This window comes from Serratia sp. TSA_105.2, assembly GCF_052692115.1.
Genome location: NZ_JBQZFT010000001.1, coordinates 23,596 through 45,409 on the forward strand (window position 1 = coordinate 23,596; position 21,814 = coordinate 45,409).

Consider the following 21,814-nt stretch of genomic DNA (forward strand, 5'->3'; position numbering starts at 1 on the left):
CGGGGGCGTTGTGCAGGAGAGGCGCGTTATTTGCCGCTGAACACGCCGGCTTTGGCGTCCGCCTGCTGAGTTGAAGCATGGCCGCTGACGAACGGCACGTTGCCGTCGACGCTTTGCTTCGCCGCGCCGCCTAACAGCCCGCCTACCGTGGCCGCCGCATCGACGCGGCCGCCGCCCTGATAGCGTTGGCCGCTGACGTCCTGCTGGCTGACCTTGCTGCCGCCCAGTTCCACCTTGCCCTGCTGGCTGCGGATCTCGCCGCCGGTCAGTTGGGTTTGGCCGCCGACCTGCAGCGCCACGCCGTGCTTACCGGTAATCGCCGACTGCTCGCCGACCGCGTTGTTGTTCACCACGTCGGCATTGACCTTGAGCTGTCCCTGGCGACCCGCCGGCCCGGTGATGCTGTCTTTCACCGCGCCGCCGACGGTGCGTGCACCGCGATCCCACAGCGGGCCCTGTGGCTTCTCGCCGGCCGGCGTTGCCGGCAGCGTCACTTTGCCGTCGGCCTTGCTGAAGCTGACCGCGCCGGTGGTGTCCTGCTGCGGATCGAGGCGACGCGCCACGCTGTTGTATTTGTCGGTGGTGGCGTCGGCCACCTTGTTCACCCCGGCGTCCAGTTTCTCTTTCACTTTCCCGGCGTAGCGCGGCGTGCCCACCTTCGACAGCTTGGAGGTGATGCTGCTGCCCGGATCGTTGCTGTGGCTCAGCCCGGCATCCACATCCACCTTCACGCTTTTCTCGACGTCCTTGCGGCTTTCAACGCGCAGATCGCCGCCCACCTTGCCCTGTACGCTGTCGGCATCGACGCGTGCCCCGGCGAGGCGGGTGTCCTTGCCGCTGTTGAGCGCCACGTCGCCCGCGGTGATGCCGGTGTTGGCGTGGGTGGTTTTATCCTGCTGTTCCACGCCGACCTTCAGACCGGCGCCCAGCGTATGGGTGTCTTTGCCGGTGTTCGGATCGACCTTGCCGCCGGCGTCCTTGTTGAACGTTTGGCCGCCTTTGGCGTTGGCTTTGATGCCCAGGCTCCAGTTGTCCTTATGCTGCTCGTTCTTGGCGGACTCCAGCAGGATGCCGCCGTTTTTCGCCTCGAGCGCGGCGCTGCCGCCGCTGACCTTGGCGCCCTGCAGATGCAGCGCGTCATCGCCTTTGCCGCCGGCGGACAGGGTGACCTTGCCGTCTGAGGCGAGAGTGGCACCCTGGCGTTCGGTCGCGGACTCATTCACCTTGGCGATGTCGAAGGCGCCGCCGGCGGAGAGGCTGCCGCCGGTTTTTTCCTTGCTGTCGCTGCTGCCGGCGCCCAGATCGATATTGCCGGACAGCTGGCTTTCCTTACGCGTTTGGGTCGATTCCGCCGCCTGCAGCGCAACCTTGTTGCCCGCGCTCAGGGTGACGTCGCCCTGGCTCTTGACGTTGGTGCCCTGCAGCGTCAGATCGCGGCCCGCCTTCAGCTCCACGCCCTGTTGGCCGCTGACGTTGCCGACCTGCGCGGTGCTGCTGTTGCTTTCGCCGTTGTTGGTGCCGCCGCCGAAGCCGGCGCCGAAGTTTTTGCTGTCGGCGGTGAAACCGCCCTTGGCGGAGGCTTTGACGTTGAAACCGCTGTGGTTTTCGCTCTGCTTATCGCTGGCCTGATCAAAGCGGATATCGCCGCCGGCGTTGACGGTGGTTTTACCGCTGCCGCCGTTCAGCGCGGTGCCCTGATAGACCGCGTCTTGTTTCACGTTGACGTTGATGCCGCTCGCGGCATCGATCGAGCTGGTCACCGCCTGGCTGGCGTTGCTGTTGCTGCGCTGGGTGCCGCCTTCGCCCTTGGCGTCCACGGTCAGATCGCTGCCGGTGGAGGTGTAGACGCGCACGCCGGCGCTGCCGCGGGTGTCGCGGCTCTGCTCTTCCTGGCGGTTCGTCGCGGCTTCGCTGCGGTGGCTGTCCGCCGTCAGCGTGACCGCGCCTTTGCTCGCCTGATATTGTGTGCCCTGATCGCGCACTTCGCCTGTGGCGTTGATGTCGATGCTGCCGGCTTTCACCGAGCTGACCACCGCCTGCGAGCTGCTGCTGCGTTTTTCGCTGCTGCCGCCCTGAGCGCTGATATCCAGGCCGACGTTAGGCGCGCCGATGCCGCCGATGTCGTTGATGACGCCGGTGGCGTCCAGCTTGGCCGCCTTGCCGATCGCGCGCTCGACCGGGCGGGTCACGGCGCTGTAATCGACGTTGGCGCCGATGTTCACGCCGACGTCGGTTTTGGTGGTGGTGGTGCTGGCGGTGTCGGCAGCGGCCAGGTGATCGACGCCCGCGGCGTTTTCTTGATAGGCGCCGCCGACGCTGTGCTGCGCGCCTTGCTGGGTCAGCTTGTCGCGGGCGTTGACAGTCAGGTTGCCTTTGACGTCGCTGCCGGAGGTGACCGCCTTGCTGCTCTGCGCCTGCGTTTTGCTGTTCTCGTAGCCGGCTTCCACGCCGCTGCCGAGCTTGTCGATGCCGCCGGTGTAGTAGAAACCGCCGCCGATCTTGGTCTGCTCGGTGTTCGACGTGGTTTTATCTTCGGCCGACAGGAACGAAACCTTGTTGCCGCTGACGCTGGCGTCGCCTTTGTCGGCGACCAGTTTGGAGCCGCTGAAGATCACGTCCTTGTCTGCCTCGAGCTTCACGCTGCCGCCGCTGAGGGTGGCGCCGTGGTTCTCGGTGCGGGTGGTTTTCTCGCTGTCGCGGGTGTGTTCGATGCGCAAACCGGCGCGGTATTGCTTGTCACCGGCTTCTTTGGCGTAGCCGTTGACGGTCAGCGCGGTCTTCTGCTCATCGAGTTTTTGCTGCTGTTCGGCGGCCTTGACGTTGATGTTGCCGGTCTGCGACGTCACGCTCAGTTCGCCGCCGCTGGCGACCTGGCTGCCGATGACGTCGGTATCCTTACGGCTGACCAGCTTCAGGTTGGTATCAGACTTCAGCTCGCTGGCGGTGCTGCTCTGGTAGCTGTTGTCGGCCTTGTGCGAACTGCTGGTGATGTTGAAGGCGGTGCCGGTGCGCGCGTCGATTTTGTCCACGGTGGTGCTCAGCGCGTTATCGATGCGCAGGCCGCCCTGCGTGGCGGTGACCAGGCCGCCTTCCTTGCCGCGCGCCTTGCTGCCGGTGAGGGTGACGCCCTGCTGGCCGTTCAGGCGCAGGGTGCCGTCGCTGGTCAGCTCGGAGGCGTGGCTGACCTCGCGACGGTTGCTGTTATTTTTGTTGTCGCCGCCGCCGATGCCGCCCCAGGAGGTTTTGTCATCGCGCACCGCTTTGGCGTTGGCGGTTTTCTGCACCCCGACCTGGATCTGGTTGTCTGCATCGATCGTCAGATCGCGCTGGGCGTGGACCTTGGCGCCCTGTGTGGAGACATTGTGACCGGCTTTCAACGTCAGTTCGCCCTGGCTACGCAGTTCGCTGGCCTTCAGGCTTTCGCTTTCGTCGCTGCTGCTCCAGCTGCCGGTGCGCAGGCTGGAAGTGTGGTTGCGCTGATAGCCGCGCTCGGTGGACTTATCCTTCTCCACCAGCCCGGCGAGGTGCACGTCGCGCGCTGCTTTGACGCTCAGCGCACGGTCGGCGCTGACGTTGGCACCCAACAGGTTCACGTCTTCCCGGGTACTGACGAGTTTGGCGCTGCCGCTGGCGGCGACGGTGCTGCCCGCCTGCTGCTGCTGCTCGCGTTCACGGGTGACGTCGTATTGCCAGGAGTAGAACCAGCGGTCGTCGGTGTGGCCCTGGGTCTGTTTCAGCTGCTGACCGTCGAGCGTCAGCTTGCCACCCTGCAGCGTGATGTCTTCGCCGCGAATATCGGTGGCGGTGAGGTGCGCATGGTTATCCGCCACCAGACTGATGTTCTTGCCTTTCAGCTCGGTGCGGGTCAGCTTCTGGCTGCTGCTGCGGTCGTTGACGTAGATGCCGCCACGGTAGTTCTGGTAGTTCTCGCCGCCGTTGCGGTTGCTGCTGGCGTCGTCAACGCGGCTTTCGCTGCGAATATCGTAGGCTTTCACCTTGAGATCGTCGCGGGCGGCCAGCGTGCCGGCCAGCTTCACGCCGCTACCCTGTGCGGTGTTGATGATGTTGATGCGCCCGGCCTGCATGCTGCCGAGGTAGTAGCTGTCCAGCGCGGTCGTAGGCTGTACGCTGGCCAGCACCTTGCCGTCGCGCGCCACGCGGTTAAGGCCGCTGATGGCGTTGATCGCCGCCGGTGTCACGCTGCCGTTGCGGTGGGTGAAGTCTTGCACGATCACGTCACCGCGGCTGTCTATCTTCGGTGCGATCAGATCCAGCACACCGCTGGCGTTCAGGGTGCCGTTGAGGCTCAGGGTATTGCGGTTGTCCAGAGTGCTGTAGCCCTGCAGCAGGCCGTTCTCCACCAGCGGGTTGCCGACCACCAGCGAGGAGCGGCTGGTGTTGATGAATCCGCAGCCCTGGCAGCTGATGCCGTTCGGGTTGGCCAGCACGTAGTCGGCCGCCATGCCGAAGATCTCTTGCTGGCCGTGCAGCAGAGAAGGGTTACGGCCGATCACTTCGTTGAGAATGACGCTGGCTTCGCGTCCGCCCAGATTGGGGTTGGCGCCCAGTTGGCCGGCCAGCTGCGACAGCCCCGCCTCGCGGGAGTTGTTCAGCACCGCGCCGGGCTGGTTGACGTTAAAGTCCTGGTATTGATTGTGCGACAGCCCGTTGCCGTTCGGCGCGACGATGTCGACCACCTGCGCGCCGGTCGCGGCGGTGGAAACGCCGGGGCCGTTGGCGCCGTTGGCTGCCACGATCTCCGCGGCGTAGGCGCCGGCGGAAGCGGCGAGAATAATCGCCAGTGCGGCGGCCAGTTTGCCCGCTGCTGAAAGCCTGAAGTTATTATTTTTCATCCATGTCTCTCCGTTTATTGCCGTGGGGTCCTGCAAAACTGCTGATTAATTAAAAGGTGTAAGAAAAGCGCGCCAGTATCTGAACGGGGTCTTCCGGTGTGGCGTGATTCGACAAGATCCAGCCGCGGCTGACTTCGAGATCGACCAGCGCCTGCCGATAGCGCAACGTGGCGCCGCTGCTCAGGCCGGCGCTGCTGCGCCACCCCGAGCTGTCCTGGCGCGGCAAAATGCGGCCGACGTCGGCGCCGAGGCGCGGCGTCAGCGTGGTGGCGCCCAGATTGAAGCTGCGCGACAGCGTGTTCTGCAGATACCAGCCGTTGTCGCCCGACTGGGTGCTGCGGCTGAAGCCGCGTACGGCGCTGCGATCGGTAAGGCTCAGCCATTCCACGCCGGGCAGCGGATCGCGGCTGTACTGGCCGTAGAACAGGTTGTTGAGCTGATAGGTGGCGTCACCCAGTTGGAGGCGCTGGCTGAGGTTGGCGAACAGCTTGCCTTTGGTGAACTGGCTGTCGAGGTGCACCGAGCTTGGGTGGCGACCGGCCCCCAGCCACGGCAGGCCCTGTTCGACGCTGAGGTTGGCGCTGAACACCCCGTTGGGCAGAATTTGCAGGTGGCTGGCGCTCAGTTCGGCCAGGGTCAGGGTGGGGCTGCTGACCTCGAGGCGCACGCTTTCGAAGTAGTTGTCGATGCGCTTGTAGGTCAACTGACCGCTCAGGCTGTCTATCTGATCGTGATCGCGGTAAAACACATAGTCGCTGCGCAGCCCGTACTGTTGGGTCTGGCCGTGCAGTTTGACCACGTTGTGCGGCAGCTGCTGGTGGTTCTCATAGGACGAGAAGCTGGCGAACCCGCTGAAGGTGAACGCGCCGTACGGCAGCGAATAGAGCAGGGTATAGGCGCGGTTATAGCGATGAGCCGGGTTTTCCAGCGTGCTGCTGGCGTTCAGGCTGACGAAGTCCGACAGGCCGAACGGGCTGTCCAGCGTGGCGGTGGCGCGCGCCAGCCACTGGCCGGTGCTTTTTTGGCCGTAATTATCCGTGCCGGCGGTAATCAGCCAGGGCTTGGCATGTTGATTGCGCAAACGAATGACCGAACCGCCAACCTGGTGGCCGGGCAATATATCCAGCTTGGTGGTATTCGATTGCAAACGGTTGGCCTGATCCAATCCCTGGTCGAGCTCGGTTAATTTCAACGGCTTGCCTTCCAGCCCCGGAAATAATAAACGGCTGTTGACCCAGCGATCGCCGCCTTCTATTTTCTCGATAAATCCTTCGGTGACGCTTAACCCCAATTCTCCCCGTGAATTAGGGCGAACAATTTGCACACGCGCGGTGATATAGCCTTTTTGCACATAAAGGCGCGTTAATTCGCGGGTCAGGCGATTGATATCATTGCTGCTGATGCAGTTTTCCGGCAGCGCGCTCAGGGCGGATAAATCGGTCGGCGAGAGCAGGGTGACGCCCTGCAGATAAACGCCGGCGATCGGCAGGCACTGCGCGGACTGCGGCAGGGCGGGCGCGGCCGGTTCCGGCTCCGCCAGCAAGCGTTGCTGCTTCAGCTGCTGGTAACGGCGTTGCTCAATCAACTGGTTGACTTCACGCGTGCTGTCTTGCAACGCACGGCGCGACTCCCCCATCGACATATCCCGCATCATGTGGGAATCCGGCAGAGTTTCAGCGGAAAGGGCCGTGCTGACCAGCAGCGTCAAGGCGGTGATTTTTTTTATCATTGTAATCCATTATGAGAGGCCGCCGGGGCAGCCAGCCCAATCCATGAGGTTAACCACGGGCGGCCGACGGCCGGCCCGAAATAATGAGCGACATGCACATTGCGAGGTATCTTGATTTGCCGCAGCAAATAAGACGGTGGGTATAGATCTAAATAATAATTAGGCTGCTTCTTTTATGGTGGGCAACCCTGGCGACTTAATTAATTAAAAAAAGTAGAACGTCTCTTCCTCTTGCCAACATTATCGGCATGGTTAGGAAGAATCTGAATTTTTATTTTTCACGGATGATAGGGGATGAGAGGAATTATGACAATCCGACCAGTGGGAAATACGAAATTTCGCAGAGAAGAACGGGGACGCAATTGTTTGCGTCCCTACAGGCGGTTTATTTTTTCTTGATAGGGCGGCCGGACCAATACCCCGCCAGCAGCGAACCGGAGAGGTTGTGCCAGACCGAGAACAGCGCGCCCGGCAGCGCGGCCAGCGGGGAGAAGTAGATTTTACCCAGCGTGGCCGCCAGCCCGGAGTTCTGCATGCCGACTTCGATCGCCAGCGTGCGGCAGGTGGATTCGTCGAAGCCGAACAGCTTGCCGCCCCAGTAGCCGCTGAGCAAACCGATGCCGTTGTGCAGGATCACCGCGACGATCACCACCAGACCGACCGAGGCGATGTGGCTTTGGCTGCCCGCCACCACCGCGCTGATGATCGCCAGGATACACACCATCGACAGCGCCGGCAGCAGCGGCTCGATGCGTTTCACCGCCTTGGTCAGGGTATGGTGGACGATCAGGCCCAGGCCGATCGGGATCACCACGATCTGCAGAATGCTCAGCAGCATGCCCATGATATCGACGCTGATCTTGGCGTCGACGTACAGGCGGGTCAGCAGCGGCGTGGCGAACACTCCCACCAGCGTTGAGACCGCCGAGATGGTGACCGACAGCGCCACGTCACCCTTGGCCAGATAGATCATCACGTTGGAGGCGGTGCCGCTGGCCACGCTGCCCACCAGCACCATGCCGGCGGACAGATCCGGCGGCATGCGGAACAGCATCGCCAGGATCCAGGCCGCCAGCGGCATGATCAAATAGTGCAGGAAGATGCCGGCCGCCACTGGGCCGGGGCGCGCCAGCACGCGTTTGAAGTCGTCCAGCCGCAGCGTGACGCCCATGGCGAACATGATCAGCATCAGCAGCGGGCTGACGTAGGGGCCGATGCCGGTAAAGGTGGTCGGCGTGTAATAGGCGGCGACGGACAGCAGTATCGCCCACAGGGGGAATAAGCGTGTGAATAGTGCCAACATGCAGGTTTTCCTTAGCCAGATTGAGAACGGTGGGTGGGGTTGTGTTTTATGCGGGTTCAACATGCTGAACCCCTGCAGGTTTTGAACGGATTTTTTTGACGCAGGGGCGCAGCGTGCTGCGCCCGCAATCGGGGATAATGACTTATTCGAACAGGTTGCGGTGCAGGGTACGCACCACCTGTTCGGCTTCTTCGCCCGGCACCAGGAAGCATAGGTTATAGCTGCTGGCACCGTAGCAGATCAGGCGGATATTGAACGGATCGAGCACGCCGAACACCTCTTTGCCCACGCCGCAGGCGCGCGACAGCTGGTTGCCGATGATCGCCACCAGCGCCAGGTTTTCTTCCACTTCCACCCGGCACAGCGACGACAGCTCGGTCAGCAGCGAGGTGGTCAGCAGGCTGCCGCCGACGGAGGTGGCGCCGGTGGTGTCCATGGTCAGCGCAATGCTGACCTCCGAGGTGGTGATCAGATCGACGGAGATGTTGTGGCGCGCCAGAATGTTGAACACCTCGGCCAGGAAACCGCGCGCGTGCAGCATGTTCAGGCTGTGCAGCGTCAGCAGCGTTTGCTTGCGGCGCAGCGCCAGCGCGCGGAACAGCGGCGGGTTCTCGGTGGTGTTGCACACCAGCGTGCCGCCGGCCGCCGGATCCTTGCTGGAGCCGACGAACACCGGAATGTCGCTGCGCACCGCCGGCAGCAGGGTGGCCGGGTGCAGCACCTTGGCGCCGAAGGTGGCCATTTCCGCCGCCTCTTCGAAACCGATTTTGTCGATGCGCTTGGCCGCCGGCACTACGCGCGGATCGGTGGTGTAAATGCCCGGCACGTCGGTCCAGATATCCACCCGGCCAACGCCGAGCGCTTCGCCGAGCAGCGCGGCGGTATAGTCGCTGCCGCCGCGGCCGAGCGTGGTGGTGCGGCCTTTCGGCTCGCTGCCGATGAAGCCCTGGGTGACGACCAGCGCTTCCTGCAGGCGCGGCTGCAACTGCGCCCGGGCCAGTTCGCTGAGCGCGGCGCTGTCCGGCACGGCGCGGCCGAAGTGATCGTCGGTGCGCATCACTTTGCGCACGTCGAACCATTCGGCCTGCACGTTGCGGGCGCGCAGGATCTCAACGAACAGCAGGGTGGACATCAGCTCCCCATGGCTGACCAGCTCGTCGGTCAACGCCGTCGAGGTGGCCAGCGACGCGGCCTCCGACAGCATGGCGATGTTTTCCAGCAGGCGGTCGATCTCTTCGCGGATCACCGCCGGCGCCGTGAGGCGATCGAGGATGGCGTACTGGATGCGACGGATCTCATCAAGCTGGTAATTGCGCTTGTCGGCCTCGCAACCCTCGGCCAGGGCGACCAACAGGTTGGTAACGCCCGCCGAAGCGGACAACACCACCAGGCGGACCAGCGGGTTGGCCAGCACGACGTCGGCGCTGCGGTTCATGGCTTCAAAGTCGGCGACGCTGGTGCCGCCGAACTTGGCTACCACGGTGGAATTCTGGGGTGCTGCTTGGTTCATCTAGAAACCTCGTGTCAGGGATGCCCGTTTGGGGGCACTGTAATTCCATAGCCTTGGCACAAGGGGAGAGCGGTAAACAGGGGGCAGGCGTAGAGGTCAGGCTACGATACACCCAGAAGCGCCCCACCTTGTCGATCGCCCTGCGGGCGATCCCCTGGTGACAACCCAGGGGATTCAGCCCCTGTAGTCGATACGATAATGGCCGGCCATTATCGTACCTCGGCGTCGCTCCCCCTCGGGTGCCGTCAACGGAGAAACGGCTCCTCTGACACTCTACCTGGGCGACGCGCCTCTTCTGGCTTGCGCACCGGGTGCGCAAGTAGGCTGTTAGGAATAGCCGGTTATCGCCATTCTGTCAACGTACAGACGGTGAGGGATTTTCATCTTGTACCAGCGCGATAAGCGTACAGGGCATCGCGGGCGTGGAACCGGCGCCAATCGGGTGCAGAGAACCGTCTTCCTTTTGGCTGAATAACGGGATAACGCCCTGATGTTTTTCCAAATACTCCAGCCAACCGAAATTTTCGTTCAATTTGGTCGCTTTGATGGTGGCCCCCCTGGCGAGCAAGCTGCTCAGGCGGCCGTAGGTGGCTTCCTGATTAAATAAAATTTCATGCCGGCGGAAACGCGAACTTTCCGCGCTGGCGCCGCGCCCTTTCAGCGGCGCCCCCGACCGGATGGCAAACACGTGATCCTCGCCGAAGAGATGGCCGAAATGGTAGACCGCCAGCGCGTTCTGGTGGCGATTGGGTGACAGCGCCAACACCTGGGCGATATTGCTCAGATCGAGATAGTTCTCGGCGTGTTCGGAGTAGGCGTGGCCATAGTAGGCCGGAATGCCGTCCATGCGCGCCTGGCGGTAGTACTCCCAACTGCTGTCGGTGACGATCACCGGCACGTTTAGCTTGATCAGCGCCTGCGCCAGCATGCGCGCCACGCTGTTGGCGCCGACGATCAGCACGCCGCGCGGCTTTTGCTGCTGCACCCGCAGCCAGCGCGCCATCATGCCGCTGGTCAGGCTTTGCAGCACCACAGTGCCGATGATGATGGCGAACACCACGGTGACCAGTCGGTCGGCGCCCTGATAGCCGCTGCGCTGCAGCGTCAGCGCGAATAGCGAGCTGACCGCCGCGGCGACGATGCCGCGCGGGGCGATCCAGCACAGCAGCAGCCGATCGCGCCAGTGCAGGGAAGAGCGCCAGGTCGATACCGCGATGCACAGCGGCCGGGCGATGAACTGCACCGCCAGCAGCAGCAGGAGCAACGGCCAGCCCATGTTCCACAGCGCCTGGATATCGAGCCGCGCCGCCAGAATGATGAACAGCGCCGAGATCAGGATCGCTGACAGCTCCTCTTTGAACGCCAGAATATCGCTGGTGTCCACGTCGCGCATGTTGGCCAGCCAGATGCCCATTACCGTGACGGTCAGCAGGCCGGATTCGTCGGCGATGGCGTTGGAAACGCCGAAGGCGGTCAGCATGATCGCCAACACCGCCAGGTTCTGCAGGTAGCGCGGCAGCCAGACACGGCGCAGCGCCAGGCCGAGCAGGTAGCCGAACACCGCGCCGGCGATCAGGCCGACGGCGGCGGTCACGCCCAGCGTCCAAAACAGGTGGGTATAGGACTCCGCATTCTGTTTCAGCACGATGAACTCGAACACCAGCAGGGTGAAGATGGCGCCGACCGGATCGATAACGATCCCTTCCCAGCGCAGCACCTGGTTAATGTTGGCGTTCGGCCGCACCACGCGCATCAGCGGGGCGATCACCGTCGGCCCGGTCACCACCGTCACCGCGCCGATCAGCGCCGCCAGCTCCGGCGGGAAATCCAGCAGGCACCAGCTGGCGAGGCTGATGACCAGAAAGGTGACCAGCATGCCGACGGTGACCAGATTGCGCACCACGCCGCCGAGGCCGCGTATCTCCTCGAAGCGCAGCGTCAGCGCCCCCTCGAACAGGATGATCGCCACCGACAGCGACACCAGCGGAAACAGCAGATCGCCGAACAGCAGATCCGGCTGCACCAGATGCACCGTCGGGCCGAGCACGATGCCGAACAGTAACAGCGGCAAAATGGCCGGCAGGCGCAGCAGCCAGGCCAGCCACTGCGCCAGCAGCGACGCCAGGCCGATAAGCACCAACATAAGCGGGGCGGATAATTCCATAAGCGAGATCCCTTTCAAATGACGAAATAAGCAACGATGACACAGCCTGATGACAATTCGGCAACCCCGATAACAGGCCGTTAGCCCAAAGTATAGAGTGAAAGCTGAAACGAGGCGGCAATGCGTTGACAGTTAGCGCCTATCGCAAGAAAAGAGATCATAATCACAGTCGAACAGGCTACAATCGGACAAACGCGTCATTTTTATTCTCAAGCCTAAGAGTGTTGCTATGAAAAATATCAATCCTAGTCAAACCGCTGCTTGGCAAGCCCTGCAGCAACATTATGCACAGATGAAAGACGTACGGATCGCCGACCTGTTCGCCCAGGACAGCGATCGTTTCTCCAGGTTCTCCGCGACCTTCAACGACCAAATGTTGGTGGACTATTCCAAGAACCGTATCACGCAGGAAACCCTGGAGAAGCTGCAGGCGCTGGCGAAAGAAACCGATCTGCAAGGCGCCATCAAATCGATGTTCGCCGGTGAGAAAATCAACCGCACCGAAGATCGCGCGGTGCTGCACATTGCCCTGCGCAACCGCAGCAACAGCCCGATCCTGGTCGACGGCAAAGACGTGATGCCGGAAGTGAACGCGGTATTGGCCAAGATCAAACAGTTCTGCGCGCGCGTCATCGGCGGCGAGTGGAAAGGCTACACCGGCAAGCCGATCACCGACGTGGTGAACATCGGCATCGGCGGTTCGGATCTCGGCCCTTACATGGTGACCGAAGCGCTGCGCCCTTATAAAAATCACCTGAACATGCACTTCGTCTCCAACGTCGACGGCACCCATATCGCCGAAACGCTGCAGCCGCTGAACCCGGAAACCACGCTGTTCCTGGTGGCCTCCAAAACCTTCACTACCCAGGAAACCATGACCAACGCCCACAGCGCGCGCGACTGGTTCCTGAGCAGCGCCGCCGATCAACAGCACGTGGCCAAGCACTTCGCCGCGCTGTCCACCAACGGCAAAGCGGTGGCAGAGTTCGGTATCGATACCGACAACATGTTCGAGTTCTGGGACTGGGTGGGCGGCCGTTACTCCCTGTGGTCGGCGATCGGCCTGTCGATCGCGCTGTCCATCGGTTATGACAACTTCGAGCAGTTGCTGAGCGGCGCGCACGCCATGGATAAGCACTTCGCCGAAACGCCGGTGGAGAAAAACCTGCCGGTGCTGCTGGCGCTGATCGGTATCTGGTACAACAACTTCTTCGGCGCTGAAACCGAAGCCATTCTGCCGTACGATCAGTACATGCATCGTTTTGCCGCTTACTTCCAGCAGGGCAACATGGAATCCAACGGCAAATACGTCGATCGCAACGGCAATCCGGTGGATTATCAGACCGGCCCCATCATCTGGGGCGAGCCGGGCACCAACGGCCAGCATGCGTTCTACCAGCTGATCCACCAGGGCACCAAGCTGGTGCCGTGCGATTTCATCGCGCCGGCCATCAGCCATAACCCGCTGGGCGATCATCACGCCAAACTGTTGTCCAACTTCTTCGCCCAGACCGAAGCGCTGGCGTTCGGCAAGTCGCTGGAAGTGGTGGAGGCCGAGTTCGCGGCGCAGGGTAAAACTCCTGAGCAGGTCAAACACGTGGCGCCGTTCAAAGTGTTTGAAGGCAACCGCCCGACCAACTCGATCCTGCTGCGCGAAATCACGCCGTTCAGCCTGGGCAGCCTGATCGCGCTGTACGAGCACAAGATCTTCACCCAGGGTGCGATCCTGAACATCTTCACCTTCGATCAGTGGGGCGTGGAGCTGGGCAAACAGCTGGCTAACCGTATCCTGCCTGAACTGGCTGGCAGCGAGAAAATCAGCAGCCACGACAGCTCGACCAATGCGCTGATCAACCGCTTCAAGGAATGGCGCTAATCGCCTGAGCTGAAGCCAATAAAAAAACCCGCCGCGGCGGGTTTTTTTACGTCTGCAAAAAATTACAGGTTGATCGGCACTTCGAAGCTGATGCCTGCACCCACGTCGTCGGCGGTGCTGTGATCGCTGTCGGTGTACCACAGGCTGGTATCGAATTTAACCTGAGAATCGAAGCTGTAACCCCAGCCGAGCTGAATGCCTTTCAGCGTATCGGAACGCGGGAACGCTCGGTTGATGCTTTGGTTGTTCGGATTCACCTTGGCGTACACCAGGCGGGTGCTCCAACGCTGGCCGTCGTCCAGCACCATTTCCACGCGGCCGGACAGCATCTGACCGTCGCCGCCCATCGCATGGCCCAGTGGATAACCTTGCTGGTAGTAACCGCCACGATAGATGTAGTGGTTGTACATCACGTTGTTGGCGTTACCGTTAGAGCGGGTATCAGAACCTTCGATATGCCAGTTGATCGTGGTCGGGCCCCATTCCGGATGGCCTTCAAGCCCCAGCATGTAAGCGTTATGCGAAGGCAACATGCCTGCTTCATCTTCACCGGTGATCTGGCCATAAAGGCTGACCGGCATGCCGATGAGCGGCTGCAGCTTGAGTTTGAAGTCAAAACCGCCCAACTGGTTGCCCGGGTCGTTTTTCGGATCGCCGGTATTGTCGTTGCCGGTTACGCCATCCCAGAAGGAACTCCAGGAGTGCGGACGGCCATCACCACCCCACATCATGACGCGTGAAGCGCCCAACTCCAGGAAGTCGGTCGGCATCATGGTCAGGCGGCCACCGATCAGCTTGGTGTCCGGCACGGCAGCGTACTGCGACAGCTGGCCGGCGGATAATTGATATTGCCAGCGGCCGATCCACGACAGCCACGGGGTTTCAAACGGCGATTGGTCGGCGCGCTGCAGCATGAAGCCCGCCACCGGGCGTGCGGCGTCGGAGCGGATCAGGCTGCCGTCGTAGCCTGGGCCCCACCACTGGGAAACTTCGCCGAAGGAGAGCCACTGGTTCCAGATTTTCACCGCGCCGTAGGAGCCGTTCATATTGAATTTGGAGCCGTCGCTGACGCGCTGATCGCCTTCCACCGAACCCTGCAGACGCACGTCCCAGAATTCGCCGTTGGCGCCGGCGCCGATGGTCAGACGATCGTCGGCGTACTCATTTTGGCCGAAGCCCTGCGGGGTACCGGGTTTATCGGTCGACGCGTAACCGCTGACGCGGATGTTGGCTTTCAAGGCATCGACACGGCGCTGCACGCGGTCGATGACGTTTTTCTCGGTGTTGGTCACCGGCTTGGCTTGCGCGATAACGGAACTGATCTCTTCCTGACTCAGCGGCCAGGTGGACAGGCTGACGTTGATGACGCCGCGGTCAGACAACCAGGCGAGATCGTTACGCAGATCGTTGTCAGGGGCTACCAGGCCGGCGGCATGGCCGGACAATGCACAGGTAAACAGGCCCGCAGCGACCAGTCCGTTAAGTTTAGCGCGCATAAAGAATTCCCTTGTTAATTCGAGGTTATTGGTTTTATGTAAAGATCTCTGTGACCCATGATAGTTGACATTTCGATTTGCTACAAATCTATAAGTCAGAAACATCTTATTATAACGTGATGAATTAAATGGGGTTTAAAGTGCTTTCGCGCGGGGCGGAATTTTTAGGACAATGCCTATATTGGCACGGTTGAATCATATTAGCGGTATTCAGAGAGAGGTTTTATGGCGAAAACGTCGCGTTCGATCATGATAGCGAAGGGGCTGCAGCGGGTGCTGAACGTGGGCTTGTTGCTGCTGGCGGCAATTCTGGTGGTGTTTCTGGTCAAGGAGACCCTCCACCTGGCGAAGGTGTTATTTATCAACAACGAAGAGTCATCCTCTTACCTGTTGATTGAAGGCATCGTGATTTATTTTTTGTACTTTGAATTTATCGCCTTGATCGTCAAGTATTTTGAGTCGGGTTATCATTTCCCGCTGCGCTATTTTATTTACATTGGCATTACCGCGATTATTCGTTTGATTATCGTGGACCACAAAAACCCCATCGATACCCTGATCTACGCTGCGGCGATATTGGTGCTGGTGGTGACGCTCTATCTGGCCAACACCGATCGGCTGAAACGGGAGTAGCGATAAAAATGGCGGCCAATGGCCGCCAAAGACACAGGATTACCGCTATTGCGGAAAGACATCAAACGCACTGCAGTGGCACAAATTACCCCTTCACGCCGCCGGCCGTCAGGCCGCCCACCAGCCAGCGCTGCGCCAGCAGGAACACGGCGGTAATCGGTATCGCCGACAGCACCGCGGCGGCGGCGAAGTCGCCCCACAGGTAGTTCTGCGGGTTGAGATATTGCTGCATTCCCACCGCCAGCGTGTAGCTGTTCACATCGCGCAGCAGCAGCGAGGCCACCGGCACTTCGGTGATGGCGGCGATAAACGACAGAATGAACACCACCGCCAGAATCGGCACCGACAGCGGCAGCAGCACCAGACGGAACGCCTGCCACGGCGTGGCGCCGTCCAGCGCCGCCGCCTCTTCCAGCGAGTTGTCGATGGTTTCGAAATAGCCCTTGATGGTCCAGACGTGCAGCGCGATGCCGCCCATGTAGGCGAAGATCACGCCGCCGTGGGTGTTCAGGCCGATAAACGGAATGTACTGACCCAGGCGATCGAACAGCGCGTACAGCGCCACCAGAGACAGCACCGCCGGGAACATCTGGAAGATCAGCATGCTTTTCAGCAGCGTGCTCTTGCCGCGAAAACGCATGCGGGCGAAGGCGTAGGCACAGGTGGTGGACAGCGTCACGATGCCGATGGCGGTGATCGCCGCGATCTTGATGGAGTTCCACAGCCACAGCAGCACCGGGAACGGCGGCGGCGTCACGCTGCCGTCGGCGTGGGTGACGCTGAAGCCGAGCGCCAGCCGCCAGTGATCCCAGGAGAGGGTTTCCGGTATCAGGCTGCCGGTGGCGAAATTGCCGGAGCGCAGCGAGATGGCCACCACCATCAGCAGCGGGAACATGATCAGGGCGATAAAGCACAGCATCAAAATATGGGTGATCCACAGGCGCAGGCGCTGGGATTTGGGTTGAACCATGGCCATCGTTATTCTCCCTAATCGAAGTTCATCTTGCTGGCTTTCAAATTCAGGATCGCCAGCGCGCCCACCAACAGGAAGATCAGCGTGGCGATGGCGGCCGCCAGCCCGAAGTCTTGCCCGCCGCCGCCTTCGAAGGCAATGCGGTAGGTGTAGCTGACCAGCAGATCGGTATAGCCGGCCGGCGTGGTGGTGCCGATCATGTCCGGGCCGCCGTTGGTCAGCAGCTGGATCAGCACAAAGTTATTAAAGTTGAAGGCGAAGCTGGCGATCATCAGCGGCGTCAGCGGCTTGATCAGCAGCGGTAGGGTGATGCGGAAGAAGTTTTGCCACGGGTTGGCGCCGTCCATCGCCGAGGCCTCGTACAGATCGTCCGGGATGGCCTTCAGCAGCCCCATGCACAGGATCATCATGTACGGGTAGCCGAGCCAGGTGTTGACGATCAGGATCATACTCTTGGCGGTGAGCGGATCGCTGAACCAGGCCGGTTTGATGCCGAACAGATGGCTGAGCATCATGTTGATCTCGCCGAAGCTCTGGTTGAACAAACCTTTGAAGATCAGGATCGAGATGAATGACGGCACCGCATAGGGCAGGATCAGCAGCACGCGGTAGATCGCCTTGCCTTTCAGCGCCTCCCACTGCACCACGCAGGCCAACACCATGCCGACCGCCACGGTGAGGATCACCGTCATCACCGAGAACACGATGGTCCAGATGAAGATCGACACGAACGGTTTCTTGATGCCCTCGTCCTGCAGCACCCGCAGGAAGTTTTTCCAGCCGGTGGTGACGGTATAGCCCGGGCTCAGGGTTTCCTGCGCCCAGCCGCCGTCGGCGTTGATCGCCTGATAGAAGCCGATGTCGCCATTCGGCCGGTAACGCACCTGGGTCTGGTTGTTGGTCAGCGTACTGCCGTCTTGGTCCAGCGCATACAACGGACGGGTGCCGGAGAACTGGCGCAGGGAGCTCATGCGCAATTCTCCGCCGTCGGGCAGTTGCGCCACCAGCTGGCTCAGCGCCTGCCGGTTCTGGGTAATCACCCGCAGCGTGGCACGTTCGCCCTGCGGCGCGGCGCTCTGCGCCGTCAGCTTCAGGGGTTGCGGCGCGGCGGCGTCGAGGCGGAAAGGCTCGGAGATCAGCGGCTGTTCACTGTCCGGTGGCGTCAGCTGCAGGCGCCACTGCTGGTTTTCCGTCGGGTAGAGGCCGAAGGTAAAGGTTTGGCCGCTCTGGAACTGGCGCTGCATCAGCACCGATTGCGCGCGCTCGAAGGTCAGCTGGTTGGTGCTGCTGTAGTTGGTGAAGGCGATGGCGATGGTGCAAATCAGCGGGAACAGAACGAACAGCCCCATGCCGGCGACGCCGGGATACACATAGCGCCAGGCGTAGGCGCGGCGGTTGGCGAAGACGTAAAGCCCGGCGCTGACCAGGATCAGCGTCAGGATGGCGAACAGGTATTCACCCTGTGCATACATCAACACAATCAGGTAGCAGGTCACCAGGCTGAACAGGCCGACCACCAGCCATTTCAGCGCGTCGCTTTGCCACCACTTCGATTTTTTACGCGCGGGCGTCCCGGCGTGAGCGAATTGCATAGGGCGTTCCTTTCTGTGAAGCAACGGCGGGGCACCGTGGCACCCCGCACGACGTCGTTACTTGGTGATACGGGTCTGCACGTCGTCCAGCGCGGCTTTCACCGTCTGACGGCCGCTGACGGCGTTGATCACCGCGCTGCGTTCGGCGTACCAGAAGGCGCTCATCTGCGGGATGTTCGGCATGATTTCCCCGTTTTGCGAGTTCTGCATGGTGGCCGCTATCTTCGGATCTTTGGCCAGCGCTTCCTGATAGGACTTCAGCGCCACCGCGCCCAGCGGCTTGTCTTTGTTGACGTCCGCCAGCCCTTCGTTGGTCAGCAGGTAGTTCTCGAGGAACTCGGTCGCCAGCTCTTTATTCGGGCTGGCGGCGTTGATGCCGGCGGTCAGCACGCCGACGAACGGCTTGGACGGTTTGCCTTTGAAGGTCGGCAGCAGCGTCACGCCGTAGTTGATTTTGCTCTGCTCGATGTTGTTCCAGGCCCACGGCCCGTTGATGGTCATCGCGGTCTGGCCTTTGTTGAACGCGGCTTCGGCGATCGAGTAATCGGTATCGGCGTTGATGTGCTTGTTTTTCACCAGATCGACGATGAACTGCAGGCCGGCCTGCGAACCGGCGTTGGCGACGCCGACATCCTTGATGTTGTATTTGCCGTTTTCATACTTGAAGGCATAACCGCCGTCGGCGGCGATGATAGGCCAGGTGAAGTAGGGTTCCTGCAGGTTCCACATGATGGCGCTCTTGCCGTTGGCGCGCAGCTGCTTGTCCAGCGCCGGGATCTCTTCCCAGGTCTTCGGCGGCTGTTTGACCAGGTCTTTGTTGTAAATCAGCGACAGCGCTTCGACGGCGATCGGGTAGCCGATCAGCTTGCCGTCATAACGCACGGCGTCCCAGGTGAACGGGAACAGCTTGTCCTGGAAGGCTTTGGACGGGTGGATTTCGGCCAGCAGGCCGGACTGCGCATAGCCGCCGAAGCGGTCGTGGGCCCAGAAGATGATGTCAGGGCCGTCGCCGGTGGCGGCCACCTGCGGGTATTTTTCTTCCAGCTTGTCCGGATGCTCGACGGTGACCTTGATGCCGGTGTCTTTTTCGAATTTCTTGCCGACTTCGGCCAGGCCGTTATAGCCCTTGTCGCCGTTGATCCAGATAACCAGCTTGCCTTCCTCGATCTTGGCGAAGGCGGAAGAAGAGAGCACCAGGGTGGCCAGTGCCGAGAGCGCCAGCGTGCGGGCGAGGGTAATGCTGCGAGTCATAATCCAGTCCTTCTTTTTGTGGGCACATAAATCAAGGAGAGACGTTTCGCGGTAATAGTGGGTCACAACGCGACATATTCTCATCCTCCCCCCCTCTACGCCCCTGAGATGAGGAGTGTGATCCAGTTAACGTTGCGCTCTATTCTGTGGCGTCCGGCACAAAATGGGGGGGCGTTTTTTGCCAGCCGGATCACAGATTTGCCTTAAGCGCGGAACTTCTCATCGCCGCAGTCGTTCTCTCATCCTCCCGCCTCCTCCCCCATGAAAAATCCTGTTACGGATGATTACCCTTTCCGGCGACTCCCGCACTATCGGCCCATTGATTTTCAACGCCACGCGCAGCAGGGATACCGGATTTATGTCGTCAATGCCTATCGCCACCCAGCCCACCCTGTACCGGATCCATCCGGCCAGTTTCCGTGACGGAAACGGGGACGGCGTGGGCGACGCGCATGGCATGCTGGCGGCGCTGCCGTACCTGAAAGCGCTGTCGATCGACGGTCTGTTGCTGCCGCAGACGCTGGTGCCGGAGGCCGAGGCGACGGTGAAGGGCGAAGGGCTGACGCTGTGGTACGCCGATGAAGCCAACCGCGTTCGCAATGCCGTCGCGCCGCAGCGGTTCGCCCACGGTGCATTGGCGCTGGACGTGATGCCGTTTAGCGCGGAGAAGCTGGTGGCGGTGCTGCACGCCCGCCGCGCCACGTTGGCGGACAGCCTGTGGAGCACCGGCGACGCCGATCAGCCAAGAGTGGTCAGCCGCTGGGGGCAGGGCGATTTGCGCTCTGCCGCCGCCTTTCTGACGCTTTTGGCGATGTTGCCGGCGCCGATCTGCCTGTATCAGGGCGAAGAGCTGGGGCTGCCGCATGCCGCCGGGCTGCAGGATCCGCGCGGCGCGCAAACGCCGATGCCGTGGCATGAAGCCCCCGAACAGGTCACCGCCGGCGAAATCAGCTGGTATCAACAGGTGGCGATCGAACACCGTGCGCTGGCCATCAGCCGCCAACAGCACGACAGCCACTCCACCTTACGTTACTGCCAGGCGCTGTTGGCCCTGCGCCGTTCGCCGCTCATCCAGCGCGGCGAATTGAATGCGGTCAGCCAGCGGGACGGCATGGTGCGCTTACTTATTACCCATCAGGATCAATGCCTTGAAGCGCTGATAAACCTGCAGCCTTATACTCAGGCGGCCGCGCCGTCTGAGGCGACCTTGCCGTTGGCATGGCAGCACGGCGCGCAGCAAGAGGGTCATCAATGGGTTTTGGCGGGCTTTGCCTCCGCCATTTTCACACGACATGTTAACTGCGAAAGCAGGGGAGTAACGCATGGCTAGCGTGACACTGCGCAGCGTTTATAAGGCCTTCGGTGAGGCCGTGATTTCCAAAGACGTCAATCTGACCATCGAGGACGGCGAGTTTGTGGTGTTTGTCGGGCCGTCGGGCTGCGGTAAATCGACGCTGTTGCGCATGATCGCCGGGCTGGAGGATATCACCTCCGGCGAGCTGCTGATCGGCGAGAAACGCATGAATGAGGTGCCGCCTTCCGAGCGCGGCATCGGCATGGTGTTCCAGTCCTATGCGCTGTATCCGCACCTGTCGGTGGCGGACAACATGTCGTTCGGCCTGAAGCTGGCCGGCGCCAGGAAAGCGGAAATCAATCAACGGGTAAACCAGGTCTCTGAGGTGCTGCAGCTGGCGCACCTGCTCGATCGGCGGCCGAAGGCGCTGTCCGGCGGGCAGCGTCAGCGCGTGGCGATCGGCCGCACGCTGGTGGCCGAGCCGGACGTGTTCCTGCTCGACGAACCACTGTCCAACCTCGACGCCGCGCTGCGGGTGCAGATGCGCATCGAGATCTCCCGTCTGCACAAGCGCCTGCAGCGCACCATGATTTACGTCACCCACGATCAGGTCGAAGCGATGACGCTGGCCGACAAGATCGTGGTGCTCGACGCCGGTCGCGTGGCGCAGGTCGGCAAGCCGCTGGAATTGTACCACTACCCGGCCAACCGCTTCGTCGCCGGATTTATCGGCTCGCCGAAGATGAACTTCCTGCCGGTCAAGGTGACCGCGGCGCAGCCGCAACAGGTGCAGGTCGAACTGCCCAACCGCCAGCTGGTCTGGCTGCCGGTGGAAGGCGCGGGCGTTCAACCCGGCGCCAACCTGTCCCTGGGCATTCGCCCTGAACATCTGCTGCCCGGCGAAGCCTCAGAAGTGCGGCTTACCGGCGACGTACAGGTGGTGGAGCAGCTCGGTAACGAGACGCAAATCCACATCCAAATCCCGGCCATCCGTCAAAACCTGGTGTACCGCCAGAATGACGTGGTGCTGGTAGAAGAAGGTGCCACATTCGCCATCGGCCTGCCGCCTCACCGCTGCCACCTGTTCCGTGAAGACGGTACGGCATGTAAACGGCTGCACCAGGAGCCGGGCGTTTAAAG

At 61.5% G+C, this 21,814-nt stretch carries 13 protein-coding genes and 1 riboswitch; of the genes, 4 read left to right on the forward strand and 9 right to left on the reverse strand.

From position 1 onward, the window contains the following. Nucleotides 1-26: 26 nt before the first annotated feature. The 5 genes from ACUTSC_RS00100 to ACUTSC_RS00120 form a co-directional block, all read right to left on the reverse strand. Nucleotides 27-4,853 (reverse strand): hemagglutinin repeat-containing protein, encoded by a 4,827-nt coding sequence (locus ACUTSC_RS00100; protein WP_197767596.1) that lies wholly within the window; start codon nt 4,851-4,853, stop codon nt 27-29. A gap of 49 nt (nt 4,854-4,902) precedes the next feature. Beyond that, nucleotides 4,903-6,582, reverse strand: a complete 1,680-nt coding sequence (locus tag ACUTSC_RS00105; RefSeq protein WP_197767595.1) for a ShlB/FhaC/HecB family hemolysin secretion/activation protein — start codon at nt 6,580-6,582, stop codon at nt 4,903-4,905. Between the two features lie 385 nt (nt 6,583-6,967). Then, nucleotides 6,968-7,885, reverse strand: coding sequence for a ketopantoate/pantoate/pantothenate transporter PanS (panS, locus tag ACUTSC_RS00110; protein WP_060706862.1), 918 nt, complete (start codon nt 7,883-7,885; stop codon nt 6,968-6,970). A 142-nt stretch (nt 7,886-8,027) separates the two neighbouring features. Then, nucleotides 8,028-9,395, reverse strand: coding sequence for a lysine-sensitive aspartokinase 3 (gene lysC, locus ACUTSC_RS00115; RefSeq protein WP_197767594.1), 1,368 nt, complete (start codon nt 9,393-9,395; stop codon nt 8,028-8,030). Between the two features lie 108 nt (nt 9,396-9,503). Then, a riboswitch (Lysine riboswitch) is annotated at nt 9,504-9,698 on the reverse strand. Between the two features lie 52 nt (nt 9,699-9,750). Beyond that, nucleotides 9,751-11,559, reverse strand: coding sequence for a cation:proton antiporter domain-containing protein (locus ACUTSC_RS00120; protein WP_197767593.1), 1,809 nt, complete (start codon nt 11,557-11,559; stop codon nt 9,751-9,753). Between the two features lie 229 nt (nt 11,560-11,788). Between ACUTSC_RS00120 and pgi the strand changes: the two genes are divergently transcribed. Further along, nucleotides 11,789-13,435: a glucose-6-phosphate isomerase gene (pgi, locus tag ACUTSC_RS00125; RefSeq protein WP_142110603.1), complete on the forward strand. Its 1,647-nt coding sequence runs from the start codon at nt 11,789-11,791 to the stop codon at nt 13,433-13,435. 62 nt (nt 13,436-13,497) lie between these two features. Here pgi and ACUTSC_RS00130 read toward each other — a convergent pair whose 3' ends face one another. Beyond that, nucleotides 13,498-14,931, reverse strand: a complete 1,434-nt coding sequence (locus tag ACUTSC_RS00130) for a capsule assembly Wzi family protein (protein ID WP_197767592.1) — start codon at nt 14,929-14,931, stop codon at nt 13,498-13,500. A gap of 225 nt (nt 14,932-15,156) precedes the next feature. On the opposite strand from ACUTSC_RS00130, the gene psiE reads away from it, so the two are divergent. Continuing rightward, nucleotides 15,157-15,564 (forward strand): phosphate-starvation-inducible protein PsiE, encoded by a 408-nt coding sequence (gene psiE / locus ACUTSC_RS00135; protein ID WP_004936694.1) that lies wholly within the window; start codon nt 15,157-15,159, stop codon nt 15,562-15,564. Nucleotides 15,565-15,649: 85 nt separating this feature from the next. Here the strand turns inward: psiE and malG are convergent, their stop codons facing one another. The 3 genes from malG to malE are packed head-to-tail and all read right to left on the reverse strand — an operon-like array spanning nt 15,650 to nt 19,380. Then, complete coding sequence (malG, locus tag ACUTSC_RS00140; protein ID WP_004936696.1) at nt 15,650-16,540, reverse strand: maltose ABC transporter permease MalG; 891 nt, start codon at nt 16,538-16,540, stop codon at nt 15,650-15,652. Between the two features lie 11 nt (nt 16,541-16,551). Next, on the reverse strand, nt 16,552-18,129 hold the full coding sequence (gene malF / locus ACUTSC_RS00145; protein WP_197767591.1) for a maltose ABC transporter permease MalF: 1,578 nt from the start codon (nt 18,127-18,129) through the stop codon (nt 16,552-16,554). Nucleotides 18,130-18,186: 57 nt separating this feature from the next. Continuing rightward, nucleotides 18,187-19,380: a maltose/maltodextrin ABC transporter substrate-binding protein MalE gene (malE, locus tag ACUTSC_RS00150; RefSeq protein WP_025304464.1), complete on the reverse strand. Its 1,194-nt coding sequence runs from the start codon at nt 19,378-19,380 to the stop codon at nt 18,187-18,189. Between the two features lie 358 nt (nt 19,381-19,738). Between malE and ACUTSC_RS00155 the strand changes: the two genes are divergently transcribed. Continuing rightward, nucleotides 19,739-20,710: an alpha-amylase family glycosyl hydrolase gene (locus tag ACUTSC_RS00155; protein ID WP_197767590.1), complete on the forward strand. Its 972-nt coding sequence runs from the start codon at nt 19,739-19,741 to the stop codon at nt 20,708-20,710. Then, the gene (gene malK, locus ACUTSC_RS00160; RefSeq protein ID WP_038874339.1) at nt 20,703-21,812 is read left to right on the forward strand and encodes a maltose/maltodextrin ABC transporter ATP-binding protein MalK; all 1,110 of its coding nucleotides are present in this window, start codon (nt 20,703-20,705) and stop codon (nt 21,810-21,812) included. The genes ACUTSC_RS00155 and malK overlap by 8 nt, the downstream gene beginning before the upstream one ends. Nucleotides 21,813-21,814: the final 2 nt, after the last annotated feature.

Excerpts from the sequence above, each read along its gene's own strand:
- ACUTSC_RS00120 (WP_197767593.1), bottom strand. The coding sequence starts at position 11,559 with ATGGAATTATCCGCCCCGCTTATGTTGGTGCTTATCGGCCTGGCGTCG.
- ACUTSC_RS00155 (WP_197767590.1), top strand. The coding sequence starts at position 19,739 with ATGTCGTCAATGCCTATCGCCACCCAGCCCACCCTGTACCGGATCCAT.
- lysC (WP_197767594.1), bottom strand. The coding sequence starts at position 9,395 with ATGAACCAAGCAGCACCCCAGAATTCCACCGTGGTAGCCAAGTTCGGC.
- pgi (WP_142110603.1), top strand. The coding sequence starts at position 11,789 with ATGAAAAATATCAATCCTAGTCAAACCGCTGCTTGGCAAGCCCTGCAG.
- ACUTSC_RS00130 (WP_197767592.1), bottom strand. The coding sequence starts at position 14,931 with ATGCGCGCTAAACTTAACGGACTGGTCGCTGCGGGCCTGTTTACCTGT.
- malE (WP_025304464.1), bottom strand. The coding sequence starts at position 19,380 with ATGACTCGCAGCATTACCCTCGCCCGCACGCTGGCGCTCTCGGCACTG.
- ACUTSC_RS00105 (WP_197767595.1), bottom strand. The coding sequence starts at position 6,582 with ATGATAAAAAAAATCACCGCCTTGACGCTGCTGGTCAGCACGGCCCTT.
- psiE (WP_004936694.1), top strand. The coding sequence starts at position 15,157 with ATGGCGAAAACGTCGCGTTCGATCATGATAGCGAAGGGGCTGCAGCGG.
- malG (WP_004936696.1), bottom strand. The coding sequence starts at position 16,540 with ATGGCCATGGTTCAACCCAAATCCCAGCGCCTGCGCCTGTGGATCACC.
- ACUTSC_RS00100 (WP_197767596.1), bottom strand. The coding sequence starts at position 4,853 with ATGAAAAATAATAACTTCAGGCTTTCAGCAGCGGGCAAACTGGCCGCC.
- malF (WP_197767591.1), bottom strand. The coding sequence starts at position 18,129 with ATGCAATTCGCTCACGCCGGGACGCCCGCGCGTAAAAAATCGAAGTGG.
- malK (WP_038874339.1), top strand. The coding sequence starts at position 20,703 with ATGGCTAGCGTGACACTGCGCAGCGTTTATAAGGCCTTCGGTGAGGCC.
- panS (WP_060706862.1), bottom strand. The coding sequence starts at position 7,885 with ATGTTGGCACTATTCACACGCTTATTCCCCCTGTGGGCGATACTGCTG.